Annotated in this window: 18 protein-coding genes; 7 read left to right on the forward strand and 11 right to left on the reverse strand. The window is 49.5% G+C overall.

The window, feature by feature from the left end; all coding sequences use genetic code 11:
* The 3 genes from lptM to G441_RS0112185 all read right to left on the reverse strand — a co-directional run bounded on the left by lptM (window position 1) and on the right by G441_RS0112185 (window position 1,807).
* A complete protein-coding gene (gene lptM / locus G441_RS19555) occupies window positions 1–144 on the reverse strand; it encodes an LPS translocon maturation chaperone LptM (protein ID WP_084407362.1) in 144 nt (47 codons plus the stop codon).
* A gap of 77 nt (window positions 145–221) precedes the next feature.
* Entirely contained in the window at window positions 222–1,295 is a 1,074-nt protein-coding gene (locus tag G441_RS0112180; RefSeq protein ID WP_026376605.1) for an MJ1255/VC2487 family glycosyltransferase, read from the reverse strand.
* On the reverse strand, window positions 1,295–1,807 hold the full coding sequence (locus G441_RS0112185) for a phosphatase PAP2 family protein (protein WP_026376606.1): 513 nt from the start codon (window positions 1,805–1,807) through the stop codon (window positions 1,295–1,297). The genes G441_RS0112180 and G441_RS0112185 overlap by 1 nt, the downstream gene beginning before the upstream one ends.
* 474 nt (window positions 1,808–2,281) lie before the next feature.
* Between G441_RS0112185 and rraA the strand changes: the two genes are divergently transcribed.
* Entirely contained in the window at window positions 2,282–2,767 is a 486-nt protein-coding gene (gene rraA / locus G441_RS0112190) for a ribonuclease E activity regulator RraA (protein ID WP_026376607.1), read from the forward strand.
* 16 nt (window positions 2,768–2,783) lie between these two features.
* On the opposite strand, the gene G441_RS0112195 is transcribed toward rraA, so the two are convergent.
* From G441_RS0112195 to mpl, 3 genes are read right to left on the reverse strand one after another with little or no spacing between them, the layout of a single operon-like run.
* Window positions 2,784–3,578, reverse strand: a complete 795-nt coding sequence (locus tag G441_RS0112195) for a S1/P1 nuclease (protein WP_026376608.1) — start codon at window positions 3,576–3,578, stop codon at window positions 2,784–2,786.
* 11 nt (window positions 3,579–3,589) lie between these two features.
* Entirely contained in the window at window positions 3,590–4,219 is a 630-nt protein-coding gene (locus tag G441_RS0112200; protein WP_026376609.1) for a flavin prenyltransferase UbiX, read from the reverse strand.
* Window positions 4,206–5,564 (reverse strand): UDP-N-acetylmuramate:L-alanyl-gamma-D-glutamyl-meso-diaminopimelate ligase, encoded by a 1,359-nt coding sequence (gene mpl, locus G441_RS0112205; protein WP_026376610.1) that lies wholly within the window; start codon window positions 5,562–5,564, stop codon window positions 4,206–4,208. Before mpl ends, G441_RS0112200 begins: the two co-directional genes overlap by 14 nt.
* A 184-nt stretch (window positions 5,565–5,748) precedes the next feature.
* Here mpl and G441_RS0112210 point away from each other — a divergent pair, with 184 nt between their 5' ends.
* On the forward strand, window positions 5,749–6,717 hold the full coding sequence (locus tag G441_RS0112210) for a class 1 fructose-bisphosphatase (protein WP_026376611.1): 969 nt from the start codon (window positions 5,749–5,751) through the stop codon (window positions 6,715–6,717).
* Between the two features lie 17 nt (window positions 6,718–6,734).
* On the opposite strand, the gene G441_RS0112215 is transcribed toward G441_RS0112210, so the two are convergent.
* On the reverse strand, window positions 6,735–6,989 hold the full coding sequence (locus tag G441_RS0112215) for a hypothetical protein (protein ID WP_034475039.1): 255 nt from the start codon (window positions 6,987–6,989) through the stop codon (window positions 6,735–6,737).
* A 215-nt stretch (window positions 6,990–7,204) separates the two neighbouring features.
* A complete protein-coding gene (locus G441_RS0112220; RefSeq protein WP_026376613.1) occupies window positions 7,205–9,199 on the reverse strand; it encodes a sodium-translocating pyrophosphatase in 1,995 nt (664 codons plus the stop codon).
* Window positions 9,200–9,593: 394 nt separating this feature from the next.
* Between G441_RS0112220 and ppa the strand changes: the two genes are divergently transcribed.
* The 3 genes from ppa (at window position 9,594) to G441_RS0112235 (ending at window position 12,461) form a co-directional block, all read left to right on the forward strand.
* A complete protein-coding gene (gene ppa / locus G441_RS0112225) occupies window positions 9,594–10,142 on the forward strand; it encodes an inorganic diphosphatase (RefSeq protein ID WP_026376614.1) in 549 nt (182 codons plus the stop codon).
* A 97-nt stretch (window positions 10,143–10,239) separates the two neighbouring features.
* A complete protein-coding gene (locus tag G441_RS0112230) occupies window positions 10,240–10,710 on the forward strand; it encodes a DUF3299 domain-containing protein (protein WP_026376615.1) in 471 nt (156 codons plus the stop codon).
* A 131-nt stretch (window positions 10,711–10,841) separates the two neighbouring features.
* Window positions 10,842–12,461: a methyl-accepting chemotaxis protein gene (locus G441_RS0112235; RefSeq protein ID WP_026376616.1), complete on the forward strand. Its 1,620-nt coding sequence runs from the start codon at window positions 10,842–10,844 to the stop codon at window positions 12,459–12,461.
* 43 nt (window positions 12,462–12,504) lie between these two features.
* On the opposite strand, the gene G441_RS0112240 is transcribed toward G441_RS0112235, so the two are convergent.
* Genes G441_RS0112240 through uvrA form a run of 3 tightly spaced genes read right to left on the reverse strand, consistent with a single transcriptional unit; the run spans window position 12,505 to window position 16,471 of the window.
* Window positions 12,505–13,218 (reverse strand): 2OG-Fe(II) oxygenase, encoded by a 714-nt coding sequence (locus G441_RS0112240; RefSeq protein WP_026376617.1) that lies wholly within the window; start codon window positions 13,216–13,218, stop codon window positions 12,505–12,507.
* A gap of 2 nt (window positions 13,219–13,220) precedes the next feature.
* Window positions 13,221–13,622, reverse strand: coding sequence for an acyl-CoA thioesterase (locus tag G441_RS0112245; protein WP_026376618.1), 402 nt, complete (start codon window positions 13,620–13,622; stop codon window positions 13,221–13,223).
* Window positions 13,623–13,639: 17 nt separating this feature from the next.
* Complete coding sequence (gene uvrA, locus G441_RS0112250; protein WP_026376619.1) at window positions 13,640–16,471, reverse strand: excinuclease ABC subunit UvrA; 2,832 nt, start codon at window positions 16,469–16,471, stop codon at window positions 13,640–13,642.
* A 196-nt stretch (window positions 16,472–16,667) separates the two neighbouring features.
* Between uvrA and G441_RS0112255 the strand changes: the two genes are divergently transcribed.
* Complete coding sequence (locus G441_RS0112255) at window positions 16,668–18,044, forward strand: MFS transporter (protein WP_026376620.1); 1,377 nt, start codon at window positions 16,668–16,670, stop codon at window positions 18,042–18,044.
* A gap of 2 nt (window positions 18,045–18,046) precedes the next feature.
* Window positions 18,047–18,580: a single-stranded DNA-binding protein gene (gene ssb, locus G441_RS0112260; RefSeq protein WP_026376621.1), complete on the forward strand. Its 534-nt coding sequence runs from the start codon at window positions 18,047–18,049 to the stop codon at window positions 18,578–18,580.
* Window positions 18,581–18,595: the final 15 nt, after the last annotated feature.

Here is an 18,595-nt window from a genome sequence, read left to right on the forward strand (position 1 = left end):
TTATTGCTCCTCGTCCTGCTGGTCACCGTTTTGAGATTGCTCAGCAGGTTCCGGCAGATAAAGGGGGCCGGTCTGCCCACAGGCGGTAAGTAACGCGCTGGCACACAGCACGACTAGCAGAAAGCGACGTTGTACAACCCGCATAGGCACCTCGGAAGATGGATTGAGGCCGATATCATCGCACCGCAAATACAAAAAACAAGCCTGTTTTAACGATGTACTTATGCTGATGGATGCAATTGCGCAAGTTTAAGCCGGGTTTTGTCTGGGAACTGCACTTGTTGCCACAGGGTTTCACACAGTGGCTCAGTATTCTGCCAATCACCTGCAAGCAGCCAGTCTATCAATATGTGAGGATTATCAGGAAAGGTGATGGGCTCTATACCCGGTTTTTCCAGCCATTCTTCTACTACGTCAGTGTCCAGTGAATACATGGTATGGCAAAGCTCAAGTGTAGACAGCGTCAAGGCGTTGGATAACTGTTCATACTGACCAGTCAAAGGTTTCATCAGTAGTTTTTTACCTAGCTGCAGGCACTCGCTGGACAACTCAAAGCCGCCGTTGGCGATGACACCACGACAATGCTGAAGTGCGTGACGGAAGTGCTGCTTACTGGTTTTACGCCACGCAAGCTGTCGAGACTCATCGTTCTGTTTAACGGCGGGGTGAAATATCTCAAAGCGATATTCACTCAACGGCTCCAAAAAGCCTTGAATATCGTCAAGGGATTCGAATGGCAAATAGACAAGAACGTGTGCAAGGCTGGCTTTCTCTGCAGCTTTGTCAGTGATGAAGGGAGGCACAATGGGTTTGTTGAAATGGTACCAGTGCACACCTAGCTTAATATTTGATGGCGCAAAATAACGGGTAAGCAGTCGATCAATCGCGCTGTCTCCCTGCGTTGGTACATCATAGGCAAAAGCGGCCTGATGGCTAATCGAAATGCACGGAGTATCCTGGCGTTTGGCAGCCCAGGCTGAAACTGGTTCAAAATCGTTTATGACCAGGTCGTGGTCGCTTAAATCCAGCGCCTTAACATCTCGCCACAATTGCACCAGATTAGCCTGTTTCAGGGTTTGCCATTGACTAACCCGGCCTCGCTGGGTGACAAACGTCAGACCTCGACGGGTCTGATACTGGTCAAAGGGGTGCATGTCAAAGTAGTCACTTTCATCACGACCCGAGAATAAAAAGTCGACGTATACATCATCACGCTGCGAGAAGGCATCGGCCATAATGCGCGCCCGTGCGATATGACCTTTACCTGTGCCTTGTACGCCGTAAAGAATTTTCATCAGTGCAGGATATGTAAACTTAACAAAGAAATAGTGATGCCAAGAGTCGCTCCGGCAACAATATCACTTGGGTAGTGAACGCCCAGCAACACCCTTGATACGCCGATACAAGCTGCCCAGCCATACGCAAGCAGCGCTGCAGCGGGGTAATAACTGGCGAGTAAGGTCGCCATCAGGAAAGCGGCCGCGGTATGTCCGGACGGCAAACTGAATTTATCAGATGGTGTAATGTGAGTGCGTAGGGGCTTAAACAGATCACAAGGACGCTGTCTCTTAAAGACCTTTTTAAGCACAACGTACAAAGGCAGCTCAAGTGCATAGGCCATTAACGCGGTATACATAAACAGCGCGCCATGTTCAGGTTCAAAGGCCCATAACAGAAATCCGATACACAGATACAAGTGCCCATCGCCGCTATGTGAAATCCAAAGGATAGGGCGGCAGTCACGGTTGCGTGTCTTGTTGTATAACCAATAAAACAGTGTTCTGTCAGCTCTGGTTAGTAGGTGCATAGTCGTGCCCGATTACTATAACCACGGCATCAGATTAATAAGTGAGCATGAACGCTCGGTGACAGAAAATTGAAGACTTTGTGACAATGGGCTGAAAGGTGTTACCTCGCTACCGCGACAATTATCAGTTTCGTCTACGGAAGTGTTATATCCCTTCATCCTGATGAATATCAGGTTCTCATTGGCGCGTATTGCATTGCTAGGGCAACCAGTGTGCAACAACTATGAGTGATTTCCACGCTGTCACTGCTGCAATGACGGTAGGTCTTCTCATAGCCTCTTTTGAGACATTGGCGCTGTCCGAATTACGACCGTCGACAATCGTTCTTTATTGCCTTCATTTCCCCGGAAAGATAAGGACATCAGTGGTTCAATTACATCACCAACTTTTGACCGTATGCTGAATAGCAGTGGCAATTTCGCGCAGACAGGTATACTTTGAATCTGAGAGTATTAATCTAGGCGTGATAAGCAATGGAATACAACACCTCCGAACTGTGCGACCTGTTTGCAGACAGCGTTGACGTGCTCGATCCTCTTTTTATCAGCTATGGCGGCAGGTCATCTTATGGTGGTGAGATTTCCACTATTAAGTGCCATGAAGATAAAGGCCTGATAGAGAAGGTCCTTACACAGGATGGAACAGGCCGTGTTTTGCTGATCGACGGTGGGGGCTCCACCAGACGAGCCTTGATTGACGCGAATCTTGCCCAGTTGGCGTTAGACAATAACTGGGAAGGGATTGTGTGCTACGGCAGCGTCCGCGAGGTTGATGCACTTGAAGAGCTGGATTTGGGTATCCATGCAGTGGCGTCTATACCGGTCAGTGCAGACGCCGAAAGCGTTGGTGAAGTCGATATTGCGGTCAATTTTGCAGGGGTGACCTTCCTACCGGAAGATCACCTGTATGCTGACAGCACCGGCATCATTTTGTCACCGGAGCCTTTAGAAACCGATTAACCGTGACAACGCGTCGCTACGGTTGGGTATCCTGAGCAAAAACCTCATTCAGGTAAGCGGCGATACGGATACCTGATTGCTGCAAGCGTAATTTCACCGTAGGGATATGCTGATACAGGTAATCCCAGGAAATTTTGTCACCTTGTGGATAGATGGCGTCTCGCATCTCGGCGCTTTCTGCAATCCATGCTAGTGGGTCAGCTTCATACCATTGCGCTTTTAACTCCGGTGTAATTTTTTCACTTAGCCATGCGGTCCATTCTGTATATGACAGCTGCCTGCGATCAATTAAGCCGCTGTCCCACACCCGATGCAGGTTTGAGCTTTCCCAGAAAAATTCTACACGTACGTCATTGCCACCGCGGTCTTTACCATTGCCGACGTGAAGCGGCTGATGCAGGTCGCCAATATTGTGTACGATAAAACGCAGTGCCAGCTGTTTATCCGCCATGCTGGCATCTTTATCCAACAGAGTGGCACGGAATGTCTTTAGCGCTGAGTAAGCATCGCCCTGCTCAGGTGCCCCAACGTCACTGTAGGTGTGTTCATGAGGCACGGTGACATAGTGCCAAGGGCCCGCTTCCTTCTGCCAGAACTCGGCTGGGTTTGAACGCATCTCATCAGGCCAGGTCGACGCTTCAGCCAAACTTTCATTAGGTAATATTTCATTAATTGCAGCCTGTGCCTGTTCGGTTAAGTGCTGCTCAGCGATGGCTCCGGTCACGCGGTGACCAATTTGTCCCCATGCCAGAGCCTGAGAGGCGCTGAGCGTGCAAGCTAAAGCAAAAAAAACAGTGTACAGTGTTTTCATATTGTCAGTTCTCAGTCCGGTGATTGGCCGGGTTTATACCCCCAGCGCGCCATAATTGATTGTTCTATGCCAAGATGATCCAGGATTCGGGCAACCACAAAATCAACCAGATCACCTATTTTCGTTGGGTTATGATAGAAGCCTGGCGATGCAGGCATCATGGTCACGCCCAGATTGCTCAACTTAAGCATGTTTTCCAGATGAATACTGGATAATGGCATTTCTCGGGTCACCATAATTAGCTGACCTCGTTCCTTGATGACGACATCGGCAGCGCGTTCAATGAGATTATCACAGGCGCCGCTGGCAATAGCTGACAAGGTGCCAGTAGAGCAAGGGCAGATGACCATTTGCCGTGGTGCCGCTGAACCTGAAGCAACACAGGAAAACCATTCATCTTTTCCATAAACGCTGATTTGTTCTTTATCGCATCCAACGTGCTGTGCGAAAAACTCAGCGGCGTTATCTGCTTTTGCTGGCACCTTAAGGTTCTCTTCGGTGGCCAGCACGACTTTTGCAGCGGAGGAAATTAGCAGATGAATGTCATACCCTGCTTTGGTTAATAGCTCCAGCAGGCGTAAACCGTAAGGCGCGCCAGACGCGCCTGTCATTGCCAATGTAATGCGCTTATCTGTTTGCATATTTGTGCTCCAATCCACGGATCACTTTATCATGCAGACCACCAAATCCACCATTGCTCATGATCAGAATGTGGTCGCCGGGTTGTGCATTAGCAACGATTTCATCGCCGAGCGCATCGAGCTCCCTGAACAAGCTGGCAGGCACTGCACCCTGAATTGCATCCCGCATTGACCAGCCAAGCTGTGCTGGCTCATACACAAACACTTCATCTGCACACTGCCAGGAGGAGGCCAGTGAATCCTTGTGAATGCCCATTTTCATGGTGTTTGAGCGGGGCTCAAGCACTGCCAGAATACGAGCATCGCCAACATTCGCCCGTAATCCCTCTAACGTTGTTTTAATCGCGGTCGGGTGATGGGCAAAATCATCGTAGACATTGATACTTTCGATTGATGCGCGCAATTCCATGCGACGCTTGGCGTTTCGAAATAATTCAAGCGCCCGCGCAGCAACGTTTGCAGGTACACCTACATGATGAGCCGCGGCGATCGCCATCACGGCATTATGGACATTGTGCGTACCTAACAGTGACCATTCCACGTTAGCCACACTCTGCTGTTGATAATGCACGGTAAATTTTCGACCGTCAGCTGAATCCAGTCTATATTGCCAGTCTTCACCAAGACGTGAGATGTCGCTCCAGCAGCCCATATTGACGACTTCATCAATGGCCGTGTCGTCACTCGGGTAAATCACTTTGCCGTTTCCAGGCACCATGCGAAGCAGATGATGGAACTGTGTCTGTATCGCCTTGAGGTCAGGGAAAATGTCAGCGTGATCGAATTCCAGATTATTAAGAATCAATGTTCTTGGACGATAGTGCACGAATTTAGAGCGTTTATCGAAAAACGCGCTGTCATATTCATCAGCTTCGATCACGAAAAAAGAAGAGTCACCAAGACGGGCAGAGACGTCAAAATTCTGCGGTATCCCACCGATAAGAAATCCGGGCTGCATGTCTGCATAGTCTAAGATCCACGCTAACATGCTGGCCGTGGTTGTTTTGCCGTGGGTTCCAGAAGCAGCCAACACCCATTTATCTTTCAGTACATTGTCTAGAAGCCATTGAGGGCCGCTAGTGTAGGGTAGGTTGCGGTTTAGTACATACTCTACGGCTGGGTTGCCTCGCGATAGCGCATTGCCGATGACCACCATGTCAGGTGCTGGCTCAAACTGGTCGATATCGTATCCTTCATGTAGCTGGATACCGAGCTTACGAAGCTGAGTACTCATGGGCGGATAAACATTTTTATCAGAGCCTGTCACGGTGTGTCCCAACTGGCGCGCAATGGCCGCAATACCGCCCATAAAGGTGCCACAAATACCGAGAATGTGGATGTGCATATTGTTTACAATAACTGCATACAGAAAGCGCTGTACTCTACCAGTAAAGCGTGCGGCTTGACTACACCGGCTGCATTAGCCAGCTTAGATTTCACAGAGGCCGGTTGAACGGTTACAATACTGACGCGCGGCATACCAGCGCGCCTGTCCCCTACACAATTAAACAAAAAAGGTCTCATTTCTAATGAAACGACTTAATTCGCAGCTACAGCAAGATGGTGCACCGCTTGAGCTCATTCTTCTCATCCGAACACTGCTGGCGGCATGTAAAGAGATTTCTTTCCGTGTCAGTCAGGGCGCCCTAGCCGGCGTGCTTGGCTCTACCCTGTCGGAAAATGTTCAGGGTGAACAACAGAAGAAGCTGGATGTGATATCCAATCAGATTATCAAAGACACCTTGCGCGAGTCTGGTTATGTTAAAGCCATCTCTTCTGAAGAGGAAGACGATGTGGTGCCTTGTAATCCGGAAGGTAAATATCTGGTTAGTTTTGACCCGCTGGATGGCTCATCAAACACGGAAATTAACAGTCTCATAGGCACCATTTTTAGCATTGCCCACGCGCCACAGTGGATGGAGCCAGATGACCCTTCTGCATTTTTGCAGCCAGGTACGCAAATGGTCGCTGCGGGTTACGTACTGTACGGTCCTTCAACCATGCTGGCAATGACCACGGGGCGCGGAACGCATTTGTATACACTGGATAAAACCCATGGTGGCTTTCTGGTCACTCAGGCCGATATTAAAGTGCCTGAAGATACCGCTGAATTCGCCATTAATGCTTCTAATCAGCGCCACTGGGAAGAGCCCATTCAGAACTATGTTGCCGATTTAATCGCGGGTAGTGAGGGCCCACGTGGTAAAGATTATAACATGCGCTGGGTAGCGGCGATGGTGGGTGATATCCATCGAGTGCTTTGCCGGGGCGGCATTTTTGCCTACCCATTTGACAAACGTAATCCAAAGATGCCGGGCAAACTGCGTTTGTTGTACGAAGCCAATCCGATGGCCTTCCTGATGGAGCAGGCGGGTGGATTAGCGTCTACCGGACATGGCCGGATTATGGAAGTAATGCCAGAAGAGATACACCAGCGTGTTCCGGTCATTCTGGGTTCAAAAAATGAAGTGGAAGCCTGTCTGGGCTACTACAAATAGGCCTACTCCGGAGGGGCTTATTGCCTCTCCGGCTTTTGTCTGCGCTTTGCTAGCACAGACCACAACTCTAACACACCAGCGCTTAACAGCGTGACCATGACAAACTGCGAACAAAGCATCAGCGTCAGTTTCGGCAGCAGCGCAATCTCCTCCGTAAGCCAGGGATGCCAAAGATATACCAGTGATAAATTCGCAGGCCACAGCCATATCTGATAGCCCGGCACCGGCCCTTGCCACACATCCCATAGGTGCCAACTGAGTAAGAATGCCACCAGTCCTATCGTTGTGTCGACCAGTCCACAGAGTACGGCAAGTTTGATAATACGTGCTGCGTTAATGTTTCAACCTCTCAAGGGAATGTTGACAGTCGAACTAAGTGTACCGTGTGAGAGTTAGTCTGTGTAAAGTTCGGAATAGGTGCAAAACAAAAAATTAGCGGCATAAAAAAGGCCGGTATGACACCGGCCGATTAACATTACTTAGCTATTTACAGCAGCGGTGCTATCACCAGACTGACAATGGCCATGACATTAATCAAGATATTCATGGCTGGGCCAGAGGTATCTTTGAACGGGTCGCCTACGGTGTCTCCCACCACGGTCGCGGCATGAACATCACTGCCTTTGCCGCCCAAATTGCCTTTTTCAACATACTTCTTGGCATTATCCCAGGCACCTCCAGCATTCGCCATCATCAATGCTAACAGTACACATCCAAGTAGTGCACCGCCCAGCATTCCGCCCAGTGCATGTGCACCCAGGCCGAATCCCACTATTGGTGGCACTGCCACTGCAATGGCACCTGGCAGGATCATTTTTTTCAATGCTGCCTGAGTGGCAATATCGACGCAGCGGCCCGTATCGGGTTCTGCCTTGCCTTCCATCAGCCCGGGGATCTCTCTAAATTGACGACGTATCTCCTGAATCATATCAAAGGCGGCATCACCCACCGCGGTCATGGTGATGGATGCAATCAGAAACGGCAGAATACCACCGATGAACAAGCCCACAAGCACGATGGGATCGCCCAGATGCAGAGTAAATCCTGGATCTTGCAGTGACAGGGTTTCGACAAATGCAGCAATGATGGCAAGCGCGGCAAGTGCTGCGGCACCAATTGCAAAGCCTTTACCGATCGCGGCTGTGGTATTGCCTAGTTCATCGAGCGAATCGGTAATATCGCGGGTAGCTTTACCTAATCCACCCATTTCAGCAATCCCTCCGGCATTATCTGCAACGGGTCCGTAAGCGTCGATCGCCATGGTGATACCCACCGTTGCCAGCATACCAACGGCCGCTATTCCTACACCGTAAAGGCCGGATAAGTCGGTGGAAAAATAAATAATCGCGCAGATTGTCAGCAGGGGTATAGCCACCGATTGCATACCAACAGATAGCCCGGTGATCATCACCGTAGCTGGTCCCGTTTCGCCTGCTTTGGCGATTTTTCTGACCGGCGCAGCTGCAGTGTAATACTCTGTGACCAGACCGATAATGATGCCACCAACGGCGCCGGTGACCACGGACCACCATACGTTATTGGCTATTCCTGCGGCGTCGACGACAAAGAATGCCGCGGCAATAAATAACACTGCGGCGGACATGGTGCCAGCGCGCAGCGCCACTTCAGGCTTACTGGCGGACATCGCTTTGACTAGCAAAATACCTATTACTGAACAGACGAGCCCGGTTGACGCCAGCGCCAGGGGTAAAAACATTAATGACTCGCGACTACCGAGTGCGCCCACCGCCATGGTTGACGCAATCGCGATGGTGGCAATCATTGAACCGCAATATGATTCAAAAATGTCTGAACCCATGCCAGCCACATCACCAACGTTATCCCCCACGTTATCTGCGATTACGCCCGGGTTTCTTGGATCATCTTCGGGAATACCGGCTTCAACTTTACCCACTAGGTCTGCACCAACATCGGCGCTCTTTGTGTAAATGCCGCCACCCACACGAGAGAACAAAGCAACAATAGATGCTCCCATACCAAATCCATGAATATAATGTGCAGTTTCAGGATCGCCCCCGAAGAACCAGTACAAGGCGCCCAAGCCCAACAGACCCATCGATGCGACACACAAGCCCATAATAGAACCGCCCATAAAGGCTATCGACAACGCCGCCGGCGCACCTTGATCGTGGGCTGCCTGAGTGGTTCTGACATTGGCTTTAGTGGCAGTAAACATACCAATGTAGCCGGCCAGCGCCGAGCACACGGCGCCGGTAACAAAGGCGAGTGTAGTATTTGCTCCCAGCGAGAAGTACAGGGCGATGCCTACAATTAATGCGAAAATAAATAGCATTTTGTATTCGCGGTGCATAAACACCATGGCACCGTGGTGAATTGCATCCGCTATTTTCGCTATCACCTCGTTGGTGACAGGCGTCTTTTTGATGATTTGATATATGATTAGCGCGAACACAAGTCCGGCTACACCCATAGCCGGGGGTAGATAGAACAGATCAGTCATAACGTCCTCATTTGCGTTCCTGCACGACTGACAAAGTGTGACAGCAACCTTATTGCTGACCTTCTGAGCTACCCTGTCTTACGTGCCTGAGTTGCTTGGTTATAAAGTGCGACTGCTGCTTGTAAAACACATGACAAACACACGCTTTATGCTTTATGTGATTAGTCGGGATGATTAAAACCTTAACCGGCCCCACCACAACCACCAATTTATTGTTTTATTTACAAAATATTAACACTTGCTTTGCGACTATAACGATGAAATATGGGGGACTTCAAGCCTAGTGTGTATTTTATATGCGATATAAGTCGCAAATTGCCGTGCGGCGTTTCACTCCAGCACGGTAAACACTTATAATCCCGGCATCCCGTTATTGTAAATTGAAGGAATAAAGATGAGCTTGAATGCCGTACCTCCAGGCCGTGACGTGCCAAATGAAATCAATGTCATTATAGAAATACCTGCGCACTCAGATCCGGTTAAGTATGAAGTCGACAAAGAATCCGGCGCGATTTTTGTCGATCGATTCATGGCAACCTGTATGCACTATCCAACTAACTACGGTTATGTGCCGCACACCCTGTCTGAAGACGGTGATCCCGTTGACGTGCTGGTGATTACGCCGTTCCCGTTGCTGGCAGGTTCGGTGATCCGCTGCCGTCCGGTTGGTGTGCTTAATATGACCGACGAGTCAGGCGCTGATGCAAAGGTGTTAGCTGTGCCAGCAGATAAATTGTCGACTATTTATCGTGGCATTACTGAAATTGACCAGGTTTCTGACCTGCTGAAAAATCAGATTGAGCATTTCTTTGCACACTATAAAGATCTGGAGCCTAACAAGTGGGTTAAGATCGACGGCTGGCAAGGGGCTGAAGCGGCCAAGCAGGAAATTGTGTCCAGCGTAGAGCGCTACAACACGACAGAAGACAAACCTGCATTTTAAACACCTTGGGTTAACTCGATAGGCCGGATAGCAATGTCCGGCCTTTCTTTTTGTGGTGTGCCATAATGGGCGCGAAAAATTTAGAGTGATATAAGAGATGTCAGTATTACGTTTACTGTTTATTACCGTTGCGCTAGGGGTTTCTGCGCCTGCATTGGCAGAGCCAAAGGAATTGTTTTGGGAAGACTTGATGCCAAAAGACTTCACCATTCCTGATACCCCGGTTGACCATAATAACCCGATGGCACAGCAAAACCTCGATGCGCCTATTGTCGCAGAGTTAGACGGACAGGAAGTAAAAATTCCAGGCTTCGTGGTACCACTCGAGGGCAGTGAGACGCTGACCACTGAATTCCTGTTAGTGCCTTATTTCGGCGCCTGCATCCACGTGCCGCCACCCCCGCCCAATCAAATTGTATATGTCAGGTTTGAGCAAGGCGTGCCGATAGATAACCTATACGATGCAGTATGGGTGTCCGGGACGTTGTCGACGACAACCTACTCTGGTGATTTGGCAACCACAGGCTACACCATGAGTGGTATAAAGGTAGAGCCCTACGACGGCTAGTGACGATAAATACTTAAGTCGCTGAATTTGCTTAATAACAGGTGGGAATTCTGAATCCTCAACTATACTGCATGTGAGGTGCGCTTGCTGTCCTGCGCACGATATGAGTTGTAGTTGTTTATTGAGGTCTTATGAATTTCTTAACCAGACTATCGATTGCTCAAAAGCTTTATCTTATCCCTATTATTGGCACATTATCGTTTGCGATATATTTGCTGATGACCTCTGTTACCGCAATGAGTAACGTTTCGCTGCTGGATAATGCCAAAGACAAGCAATTTCCTACATTGATGGCGTCTAATGAAGCGCTGGTTGATATGGAAAAAGTCAGAGATTTGTTATCCAGTGCCGTAACAACCGGCGACAGTGATGCGCTGGATAGTGCCAATGAGCGAGCACAGATGACAAGGGAGTTGCTTGAGGACATTAGTCAGATTGATCCAGACGCGTCTGCACAGGCCAGGGCAATTCTTAACGCATTTGAAAAGTATTACAAAGTCGCCTTCGACGTCTCTGAATCTATGGTCAACAACACGGCTGATTTTTCTAAAATCGGTCAGCTGTCACAGCAAATGAATAGCAATTATGATCAAGCGACGCAGGATTTGGCGAAGTTTCGTGACCAGCGCCTGGCCAATTTTCAACAAGCCATCTCTGACTCAAATGATGCAGCGCAACGTACTATCACCGTCGGTATTATCATGGCTTTGGTCACGGTATTCTTGATGTTTGCTACCGCCATCCCCGTGGTTAATAACCTGCGTAACAGCATCGTAAACGTCGTGAAATCTCTTAAAGATATTGCTCAGGAAGATGGCGATTTGACCGTGCGCATCAGTACTAAAAATCAGGACGAAATTGGCGATCTGGTGCATTGGTTCAACCGCTTTGTCGAAAAGTTACAGACAGTAGTGAAAGACATCTGCGACTCTTCCATGCCACTTTCGCAGCTTGCCAGTAAACTCAATGACGTGACCGACAGCGCCACAGTGACGATCAGCGCACAGCAACGTTCGGCCAGTGACGCCAAGCACGCGGTAGATGATATGACAAACAGCGTAAATGACGTTGCTCAGTCAGCGTCTGAAGCTGCACTGGCGGCAGGCGATGCCGTTACTGCAGCGGATGATGGTCAGCGCGTTGTTAATCAGACGGTCGTGAGTATTCAGCAGTTGGCAAGCAGTGTGGAAGAAACTGCTGAGGTGATCCGTAAGCTGGAGGCAGACTCGAATCAGGTTGGCGCGGTGCTGGATGTGATTAAAGGGATCGCTGAGCAAACCAATCTGCTGGCGCTGAATGCGGCCATTGAAGCGGCCCGAGCAGGTGAGCAAGGCCGTGGCTTTGCGGTGGTTGCTGATGAAGTGCGCACATTAGCCTCTCGCACGCAGCAGTCAACGGAAGAAATTCAGGCAACCATCGAGCAATTGCAAAGTGCTGCCCGCAGTGCTGTAACGGTCATGGCAAAAGGTACAGAACAAGCCGGCAGTAGCGTTGAAGAGGCCAATAAAGCGGGTCAAAGCTTAAACGCCATTACCGAAACCATCAGTCGTATTACCGCGATGAACGACCAGATTGCTGCATTAACTGGCGACCAGCAGAGCGTCGCGGACTCCATATCTCGTAATGTTGATGATATGAATAAGCGCACAGAAGACACGGCTAATAGTTCGGCACAGCTGACGAAAGTCAGCACAGAACTGGCGCAGCTGGCCGATCACTTCAACGAAATCACCAAACAATTTAAATTCTAGATGGTCTGATCAGGGCACGATTTCGTTCGTGCCCACAACGCTGTCATGAATTCTGATTCTGCGTATAAATCTGCTCCGCCCGGTTAAATAACACCCACGAAGTAAGAATGTATTTATCATTTGATTTCGGAATATTGCCACGGTGTGTATGGGTGAAATATGCCGGAGCAATCACCATTCGGCCGGCCTTCGGTGAAATAGAGCGGCCCTGATAGAAAAACTCGGTCTCACCACCTTCCTCAACATCGTTTAGATAAAACATGAACAATAAAATACGGTGTAGCGCCTCGTTATGCGGTGCCTGTGGATACACTTCCGAGTGCCAGTACGGGTAACCTCCTTCATTAGCGGTGTATCGCTGAGCATTTATTTCACCGATACGAAACAGGTAATTAAGTAGGTTGCGAAAATTCGGGCGACCAACCTCGTCGAAATTATCCTGGGTCAGCTTAACTGGCTTACCAGAGTCTGGGTGCTTAACGGTCAGTCCAATGGGTCCAAGTAGGGCAAAGTGATGTTTATCGAAATACTTTAGGATTTGCTCACCAGCGATGGGCAGGACCTCTTTCAACACGTCGTGCATATCTTCGGCGCCTGATAGCGATACATCGACACTGTTTTTGCGATCTGGATCGACACCTCCTCCGGTTCTGCCCGGAGACTGTCCCTTGCTATGTTCAAAAGCATCGATATAACGCTGACATTGTTCCTTGCTTAGTACGTCATCAATAACAGCAATAAAATCATGCTCGGCCATGTCTAGTCGTCCTTGTTGAGTAGGTGTTTTTGTAGTTCTGCGCGCTGCGTATCGGTGATCGGGGTAGCGCGGCTATTTTTATAGTCAAAATGTACCATCACAGTGGTACCCGATGCCTTTCTCTCACCCTGCTGCCAGACTTCCTGATAGACATCAAAAGAGCTGTTACCCATGCGACTGATGTAGGAGTGGATCTCGATTTCCTGCCCGTACATGATTTGCTGAAGAAAATCGATCTTATAACTGGCAATGATAAGTGGCCAGTTTTGTAAATCCAGATCGGGTGTAAATACGCGGAAGATGGGCTCCCGAGCCGTCTCAAACCAACCAGCCACAACGGTGTTATTCACATGAGCCAGTGCATCGGTTTCATAGAAGCGCACTTTAAAGGTTTCTTTCAACACGAGATTTTCCTTTTTAATTATTTGGCATTCAGCATCGGTGCGAGGAAACGACCGGTATGAGACGCTTTGACCTTACAGATATCTTCAGGTGTACCTTCTGCGATAATGTTACCTCCACCTGAACCACCTTCAGGGCCCAGGTCGACAATCCAGTCGGCGGTTTTAATCACATCAAGATTATGCTCAATGACCACCACTGTGTTGCCGTGGTCACGCAAGCGATGTAAGACGTGTAACAGTTGCTTGATATCATGGAAGTGCAGGCCGGTCGTCGGTTCGTCGAGAATGTACAGCGTTTGTCCGGTATCACGTTTTGACAGCTCTTTTGCCAACTTGACCCGCTGCGCTTCACCACCTGACAGGGTGGTTGCGGCCTGTCCCAGGCGAATGTAAGACAGTCCAACATCCATCAGTGTCTGCAGTTTGCGGGATACCGCAGGAATAGCATCGAAAAACTGGCGCGCGTCTTCAACCGTCATTTCCAACACTTCGTGGATATTCTTGTCTTTATACCGAATTTCCAGCGTTTCGCGATTATAGCGCTTGCCTTTGCAGACGTCGCAGGGCACATACACATCTGGTAGAAAATGCATTTCTACTTTGATGACGCCATCGCCCTGACATGCTTCACACCTGCCGCCCTTTATGTTAAAACTAAATCGTCCTGGTTTATAACCACGGCTGCGGGCTTCCTGGGTACCAGAAAACAGCTCCCGAATCGGAGTGAAAATACCAGCGTAAGTCGCCGGGTTAGAGCGCGGTGTACGACCAATTGGGCTTTGATCGATATCCACAACCTTATCAAAGTGTTGCAGGCCATCAATCTGTTTGTAAGGTGCGGGTTCACCTGTCGTTGCACCATTAAGTTCGCGGTGAGCGATACGATAGAAGGTGTCATTGATTAAGGTTGACTTACCAGAGCCAGACACGCCGGTGATGCACGTCATCACCCCGACTGGAACCTTTAAAGTGACATCATTCAGGTTATTTCCGGTGGCGCCTTCAAGCGTAATCCAGCGACCTTTTTCGTCTCTATGTCTGGACGTTGGTATTTCGATAGCTTCTTTTCCAGATAGGTACTTTCCTGTCAGTGAGCGCTCGCTATTTTTGATGTCATCGATGCCGCCTTCGGCAACTATTTCACCGCCGTGCACGCCGGCCCCCGGACCAATATCAACGATGTAATCCGCTTCTCGTATAGCATCTTCGTCGTGCTCTACAACGAGCACGGTGTTTCCCAAATCTCTGAGTCGGGTTAAGGTCTTGAGCAATCGTTCATTGTCTCGCTGATGTAAGCCAATAGAAGGTTCATCAAGCACATACATGACGCCGACCAGCCCCGCCCCTATCTGACTGGCCAGACGGATACGCTGTGCTTCTCCCCCGGACAGGGTTTCAGCGCTGCGAGACAAGTTCAGGTAATTCAGTCCCACGTTGACCAGAAAAGAGAGGCGATCTTTGATTTCTTTTAAGATCTTGTCGGCAATTTGCGCGCGCTGACCCTGCAGGAGTAACTCATCAAAAAAGGTCAGCGCTTCAGCGATTGACATTTCACTGACCGCTGGCAAATTGGTATCGCTGACAAACACATGCCTGGCTTCGAGTCTCAGACGTGTGCCATTACAACTTGAACAGGGTTGCTGGCTAAGATATTTAGCCAATTCTTCTCGCACGGCATTAGATTCAGTCTCACGGTAACGGCGCTCCATATTAGGGATGATGCCCTCAAATGGATGTTTACGTTCCATGATATCGCCGCGGTCGTTGATGTATTTAAATTTGAGCGATGTGCCCTTGCTGCCATACATCACAACCTGCTGTGCCTGTCGGTCTAACTCCTGCCATGGCACCGTGAGGTCAAATTTATAGTGCTCAGCGACAGCCTGCAGCATCTGAAAATAGTAATAACTGCGTTTATCCCAGCCGCGTATCGCCCCCCCTGACAAACTCAGTTCCTGATTAGATACTACTCTGTGAGGATCGAAAAACTGTCGTGTGCCAAGTCCGTCGCAGCTTTGACAGGCACCTGCGGGGTTGTTGAATGAAAACATCCGTGGTTCAAGCTCAGCAATGCTGTAACCACAATGGGGACAGGCAAAGTTTGCTGAGAATACCAGCTCTTCACGTTCGGGATCATCCATAAACGCTACTTTGGCGTTACCAGCAGACAGGTTAAGCGCGGTTTCAAATGATTCAGCGAGCCGTAACTGCAAATCGTCACGCACTTTAAACCGGTCAACGACAACTTCGATGGTGTGCTTCTTGTGCAGGTCCAACGGTGGGGGGTCAGAAAGATCACAAACGTCGCCATCAATCCGTGCGCGGATAAAACCTTGTGCCGCCAGGCCTTCAAGCGTCTTGATGTGCTCACCTTTACGATCCTGCACGACCGGCGCAAGCAGCATCAGTTTCGTCCCTTCTTCCATCTCCAGCACCCGGTCAACCATCTGGCTGATGGTTTGTGCATTCAGCGGCGTATCATGGTCAGGACAGCGAGGTTCGCCGACTCTGGCAAACAGCAAACGCAGATAATCATAGATTTCAGTAATCGTGCCCACAGTCGAGCGCGGATTATGAGAGGTCGACTTCTGCTCAATAGAAATGGCAGGTGATAATCCCTCAATATGATCGACATCGGGCTTTTCCATCATGGATAGAAACTGTCTGGCGTAGGCCGACAGTGACTCGACATAACGACGCTGTCCTTCAGCGTAGAGCGTGTCAAATGCCAACGACGATTTACCAGAGCCGGAAAGTCCAGTGATGACAATCAACTTGTCGCGCGGCAGCTCCAGAGAGATGTTTTTCAGGTTGTGCGTACGCGCACCCCGAACTTCAATTTTGTCCATGCGAACCCGAGTGATGCAAAACGGTTAGTATGCCATATCTGCGCGTTAAACCGCGACACGTATGGGCGAAAAAATGATGCAACAGTTACGTCTCTGAATCTGCAGGGATCACATTTACCAGACCTTGGTATAACGCTGAAATATGCTACACTTCGCGGCCCTGTTTAACCTCCTGGACGTGCGAGTAAAGCTGCCCTTGAACGCTTTAGAAATCCGTGCTGCTGCATCGCTTGCGATGGTCTATGTATTGCGCATGCTTGGCCTGTTTATGGTCATGCCGGTCCTGGCTATCTATGCCGCAGATTACCCTGACTATTCAGCGATGCTGGTGGGGCTGGCAATTGGTGGCTACGGATTGACTCAGGCGCTGTTACAAATTCCCATGGGCATGTGGTCTGATTCGCTCGGCAGAAAGCCTGTGATTGTTATCGGGTTAGCCATTTTTGCTCTTGGCAGTATCATCGCCGCGTTGGCAGACAGTATGTGGACACTGGTGCTGGGCCGGATTATGCAGGGAGCAGGCGCGATCGCTGGAGCGATTATGGCGCTGGCAGCAGACGTGAGTCGTGAACAGCAGCGTCCCAAAGTCATGGCGGTGATAGGTATTGCTATTGGTTTTTCATTCTATTTGTCGCTACTCGTAGGGCCGCCGATAGGTCAGTTCGGCGGCTTAAGCGCTATCTTTTTAACTACAGCAGTGCTGGCACTGTGTTGCATTCCCATCGTGGCACTAGTTGTGCCTACACCAACAGCGACAGCGCCCAGCGGTGATACATTGCCAAGACTGGCCGATGTGAAGCAAATGCTACGCAATCCTGTGTTGATGCGACTAAATGTAAGCGTACTTTTTCTGCATATGCTGATTACGGTTTTTTTCGTCACAGTACCTGCAAAGCTATTGGCTAACGATCTTCAGGTTGAGCTGCATTGGATTATTTATCTACCGGTGTTGATTGCATCCATCATTGGTATGGCTGTGCTGATGCGGGTAGCCAAAAAATCCAGTATAAGTAATGTCATTATTGTTGCAGTCTTGTTGCTTGCGCTGGCAATGGCAGGATTAGCTGTTGGGCCGCAGTCACTGCCAGTTATTATCGTATGTTGCGCGGTATTTTTTACTGGATTTAACTACCTGGAGGCAAACTTTCCGGCGTTAGTGTCTAATATTGCTCCAGCAGGAAGAAAAGGTTCGGCGATGGGGCTGTATGCCAGTTTTCAATTTTTTGGCGCCTTCGCTGGAGGTGTATTGTCTGGCCTTTTGACCAGCTTGTTTTCGCCGGATGCGACCCTTATTGTGATGATAGGCTTATGTCTGATGTGGACAGGGGTAGTGAAACGAGTGGATGCCAGTGATGTGTTAAAGCGGTATACTATTCAGTTCACTGAGGTGCACAATCGTAAACAAACGACTGTGCTGCATGACGAGTTGTCAGGCCTGGCAGGTGTTGCCGAGGTCGCAGTCGACCCGCAGGTGGGCGTTGTATATTTAAAAGTACACGGGCAAGATTTTGATATTCAGCGGGCCAGAACGATAGTGAAAAATACCGCCGCAGAAAAGACAGTAGAGGAATAAGTATGGCAAGTAGAGGCGTAAATAAAGTAATCCTGGTTGGTAATTTGGGTAATGACCCTGAAGTCCGATACATGCCAAACGGTAACGCGGTGGCAAACCTCAGCCTGGCTACCAGTGAGAGTTGGAAAGATCAGCAAGGTCAGCTGCAAGAGCGCACTGAATGGCACCGTGTCACCATGTATCGTCGTTTGGCAGAAGTGGCCGGTGAATACCTGAAAAAAGGCTCTCAGATTTACATCGAAGGTAAACTGCAAACCCGCAAGTGGCAGGATCAGAATGGTCAGGATCGCTACACGACCGAGATCATTGCAGATCAAATGCAAATGCTTGGCGGACGTGCGCAAAATGATGGCGGCTATCAGGGCCAGCCTCGTCAACAGGGAGCCCCGCAGGGTGCACCACAGGGTGGCGGACAGGGATACGGCAATCAGCAGTATCAGCAGCCTCCACAAAGTGCACCTCAGCAGGGTAATCAGAACAAGCCTGCACCAATGTCAGAGCCAGACTTTGATTTTGATGATGACATCCCGTTCTGAGCTAAAACGCGTTTG

Origin of the sequence: Aestuariibacter salexigens DSM 15300, from assembly GCF_000429145.1 — a bacterium.
Classification (GTDB): Bacteria; Pseudomonadota; Gammaproteobacteria; order Enterobacterales; family Alteromonadaceae; genus Aestuariibacter; species Aestuariibacter salexigens.

Bases quoted from the DNA above. Each gene is read 5' to 3' on its own strand.
- lptM (WP_084407362.1), bottom strand. From the start codon at position 144: ATGCGGGTTGTACAACGTCGCTTTCTGCTAGTCGTGCTGTGTGCCAGC.
- G441_RS0112180 (WP_026376605.1), bottom strand. From the start codon at position 1,295: ATGAAAATTCTTTACGGCGTACAAGGCACAGGTAAAGGTCATATCGCA.
- G441_RS0112185 (WP_026376606.1), bottom strand. From the start codon at position 1,807: ATGCACCTACTAACCAGAGCTGACAGAACACTGTTTTATTGGTTATAC.
- rraA (WP_026376607.1), top strand. From the start codon at position 2,282: ATGGAATACAACACCTCCGAACTGTGCGACCTGTTTGCAGACAGCGTT.
- G441_RS0112195 (WP_026376608.1), bottom strand. From the start codon at position 3,578: ATGAAAACACTGTACACTGTTTTTTTTGCTTTAGCTTGCACGCTCAGC.
- G441_RS0112200 (WP_026376609.1), bottom strand. From the start codon at position 4,219: ATGCAAACAGATAAGCGCATTACATTGGCAATGACAGGCGCGTCTGGC.
- mpl (WP_026376610.1), bottom strand. From the start codon at position 5,564: ATGCACATCCACATTCTCGGTATTTGTGGCACCTTTATGGGCGGTATT.
- G441_RS0112210 (WP_026376611.1), top strand. From the start codon at position 5,749: ATGAAACGACTTAATTCGCAGCTACAGCAAGATGGTGCACCGCTTGAG.
- G441_RS0112220 (WP_026376613.1), bottom strand. From the start codon at position 9,199: ATGACTGATCTGTTCTATCTACCCCCGGCTATGGGTGTAGCCGGACTT.
- ppa (WP_026376614.1), top strand. From the start codon at position 9,594: ATGAGCTTGAATGCCGTACCTCCAGGCCGTGACGTGCCAAATGAAATC.
- G441_RS0112230 (WP_026376615.1), top strand. From the start codon at position 10,240: ATGTCAGTATTACGTTTACTGTTTATTACCGTTGCGCTAGGGGTTTCT.
- G441_RS0112235 (WP_026376616.1), top strand. From the start codon at position 10,842: ATGAATTTCTTAACCAGACTATCGATTGCTCAAAAGCTTTATCTTATC.
- G441_RS0112240 (WP_026376617.1), bottom strand. From the start codon at position 13,218: ATGGCCGAGCATGATTTTATTGCTGTTATTGATGACGTACTAAGCAAG.
- uvrA (WP_026376619.1), bottom strand. From the start codon at position 16,471: ATGGACAAAATTGAAGTTCGGGGTGCGCGTACGCACAACCTGAAAAAC.
- ssb (WP_026376621.1), top strand. From the start codon at position 18,047: ATGGCAAGTAGAGGCGTAAATAAAGTAATCCTGGTTGGTAATTTGGGT.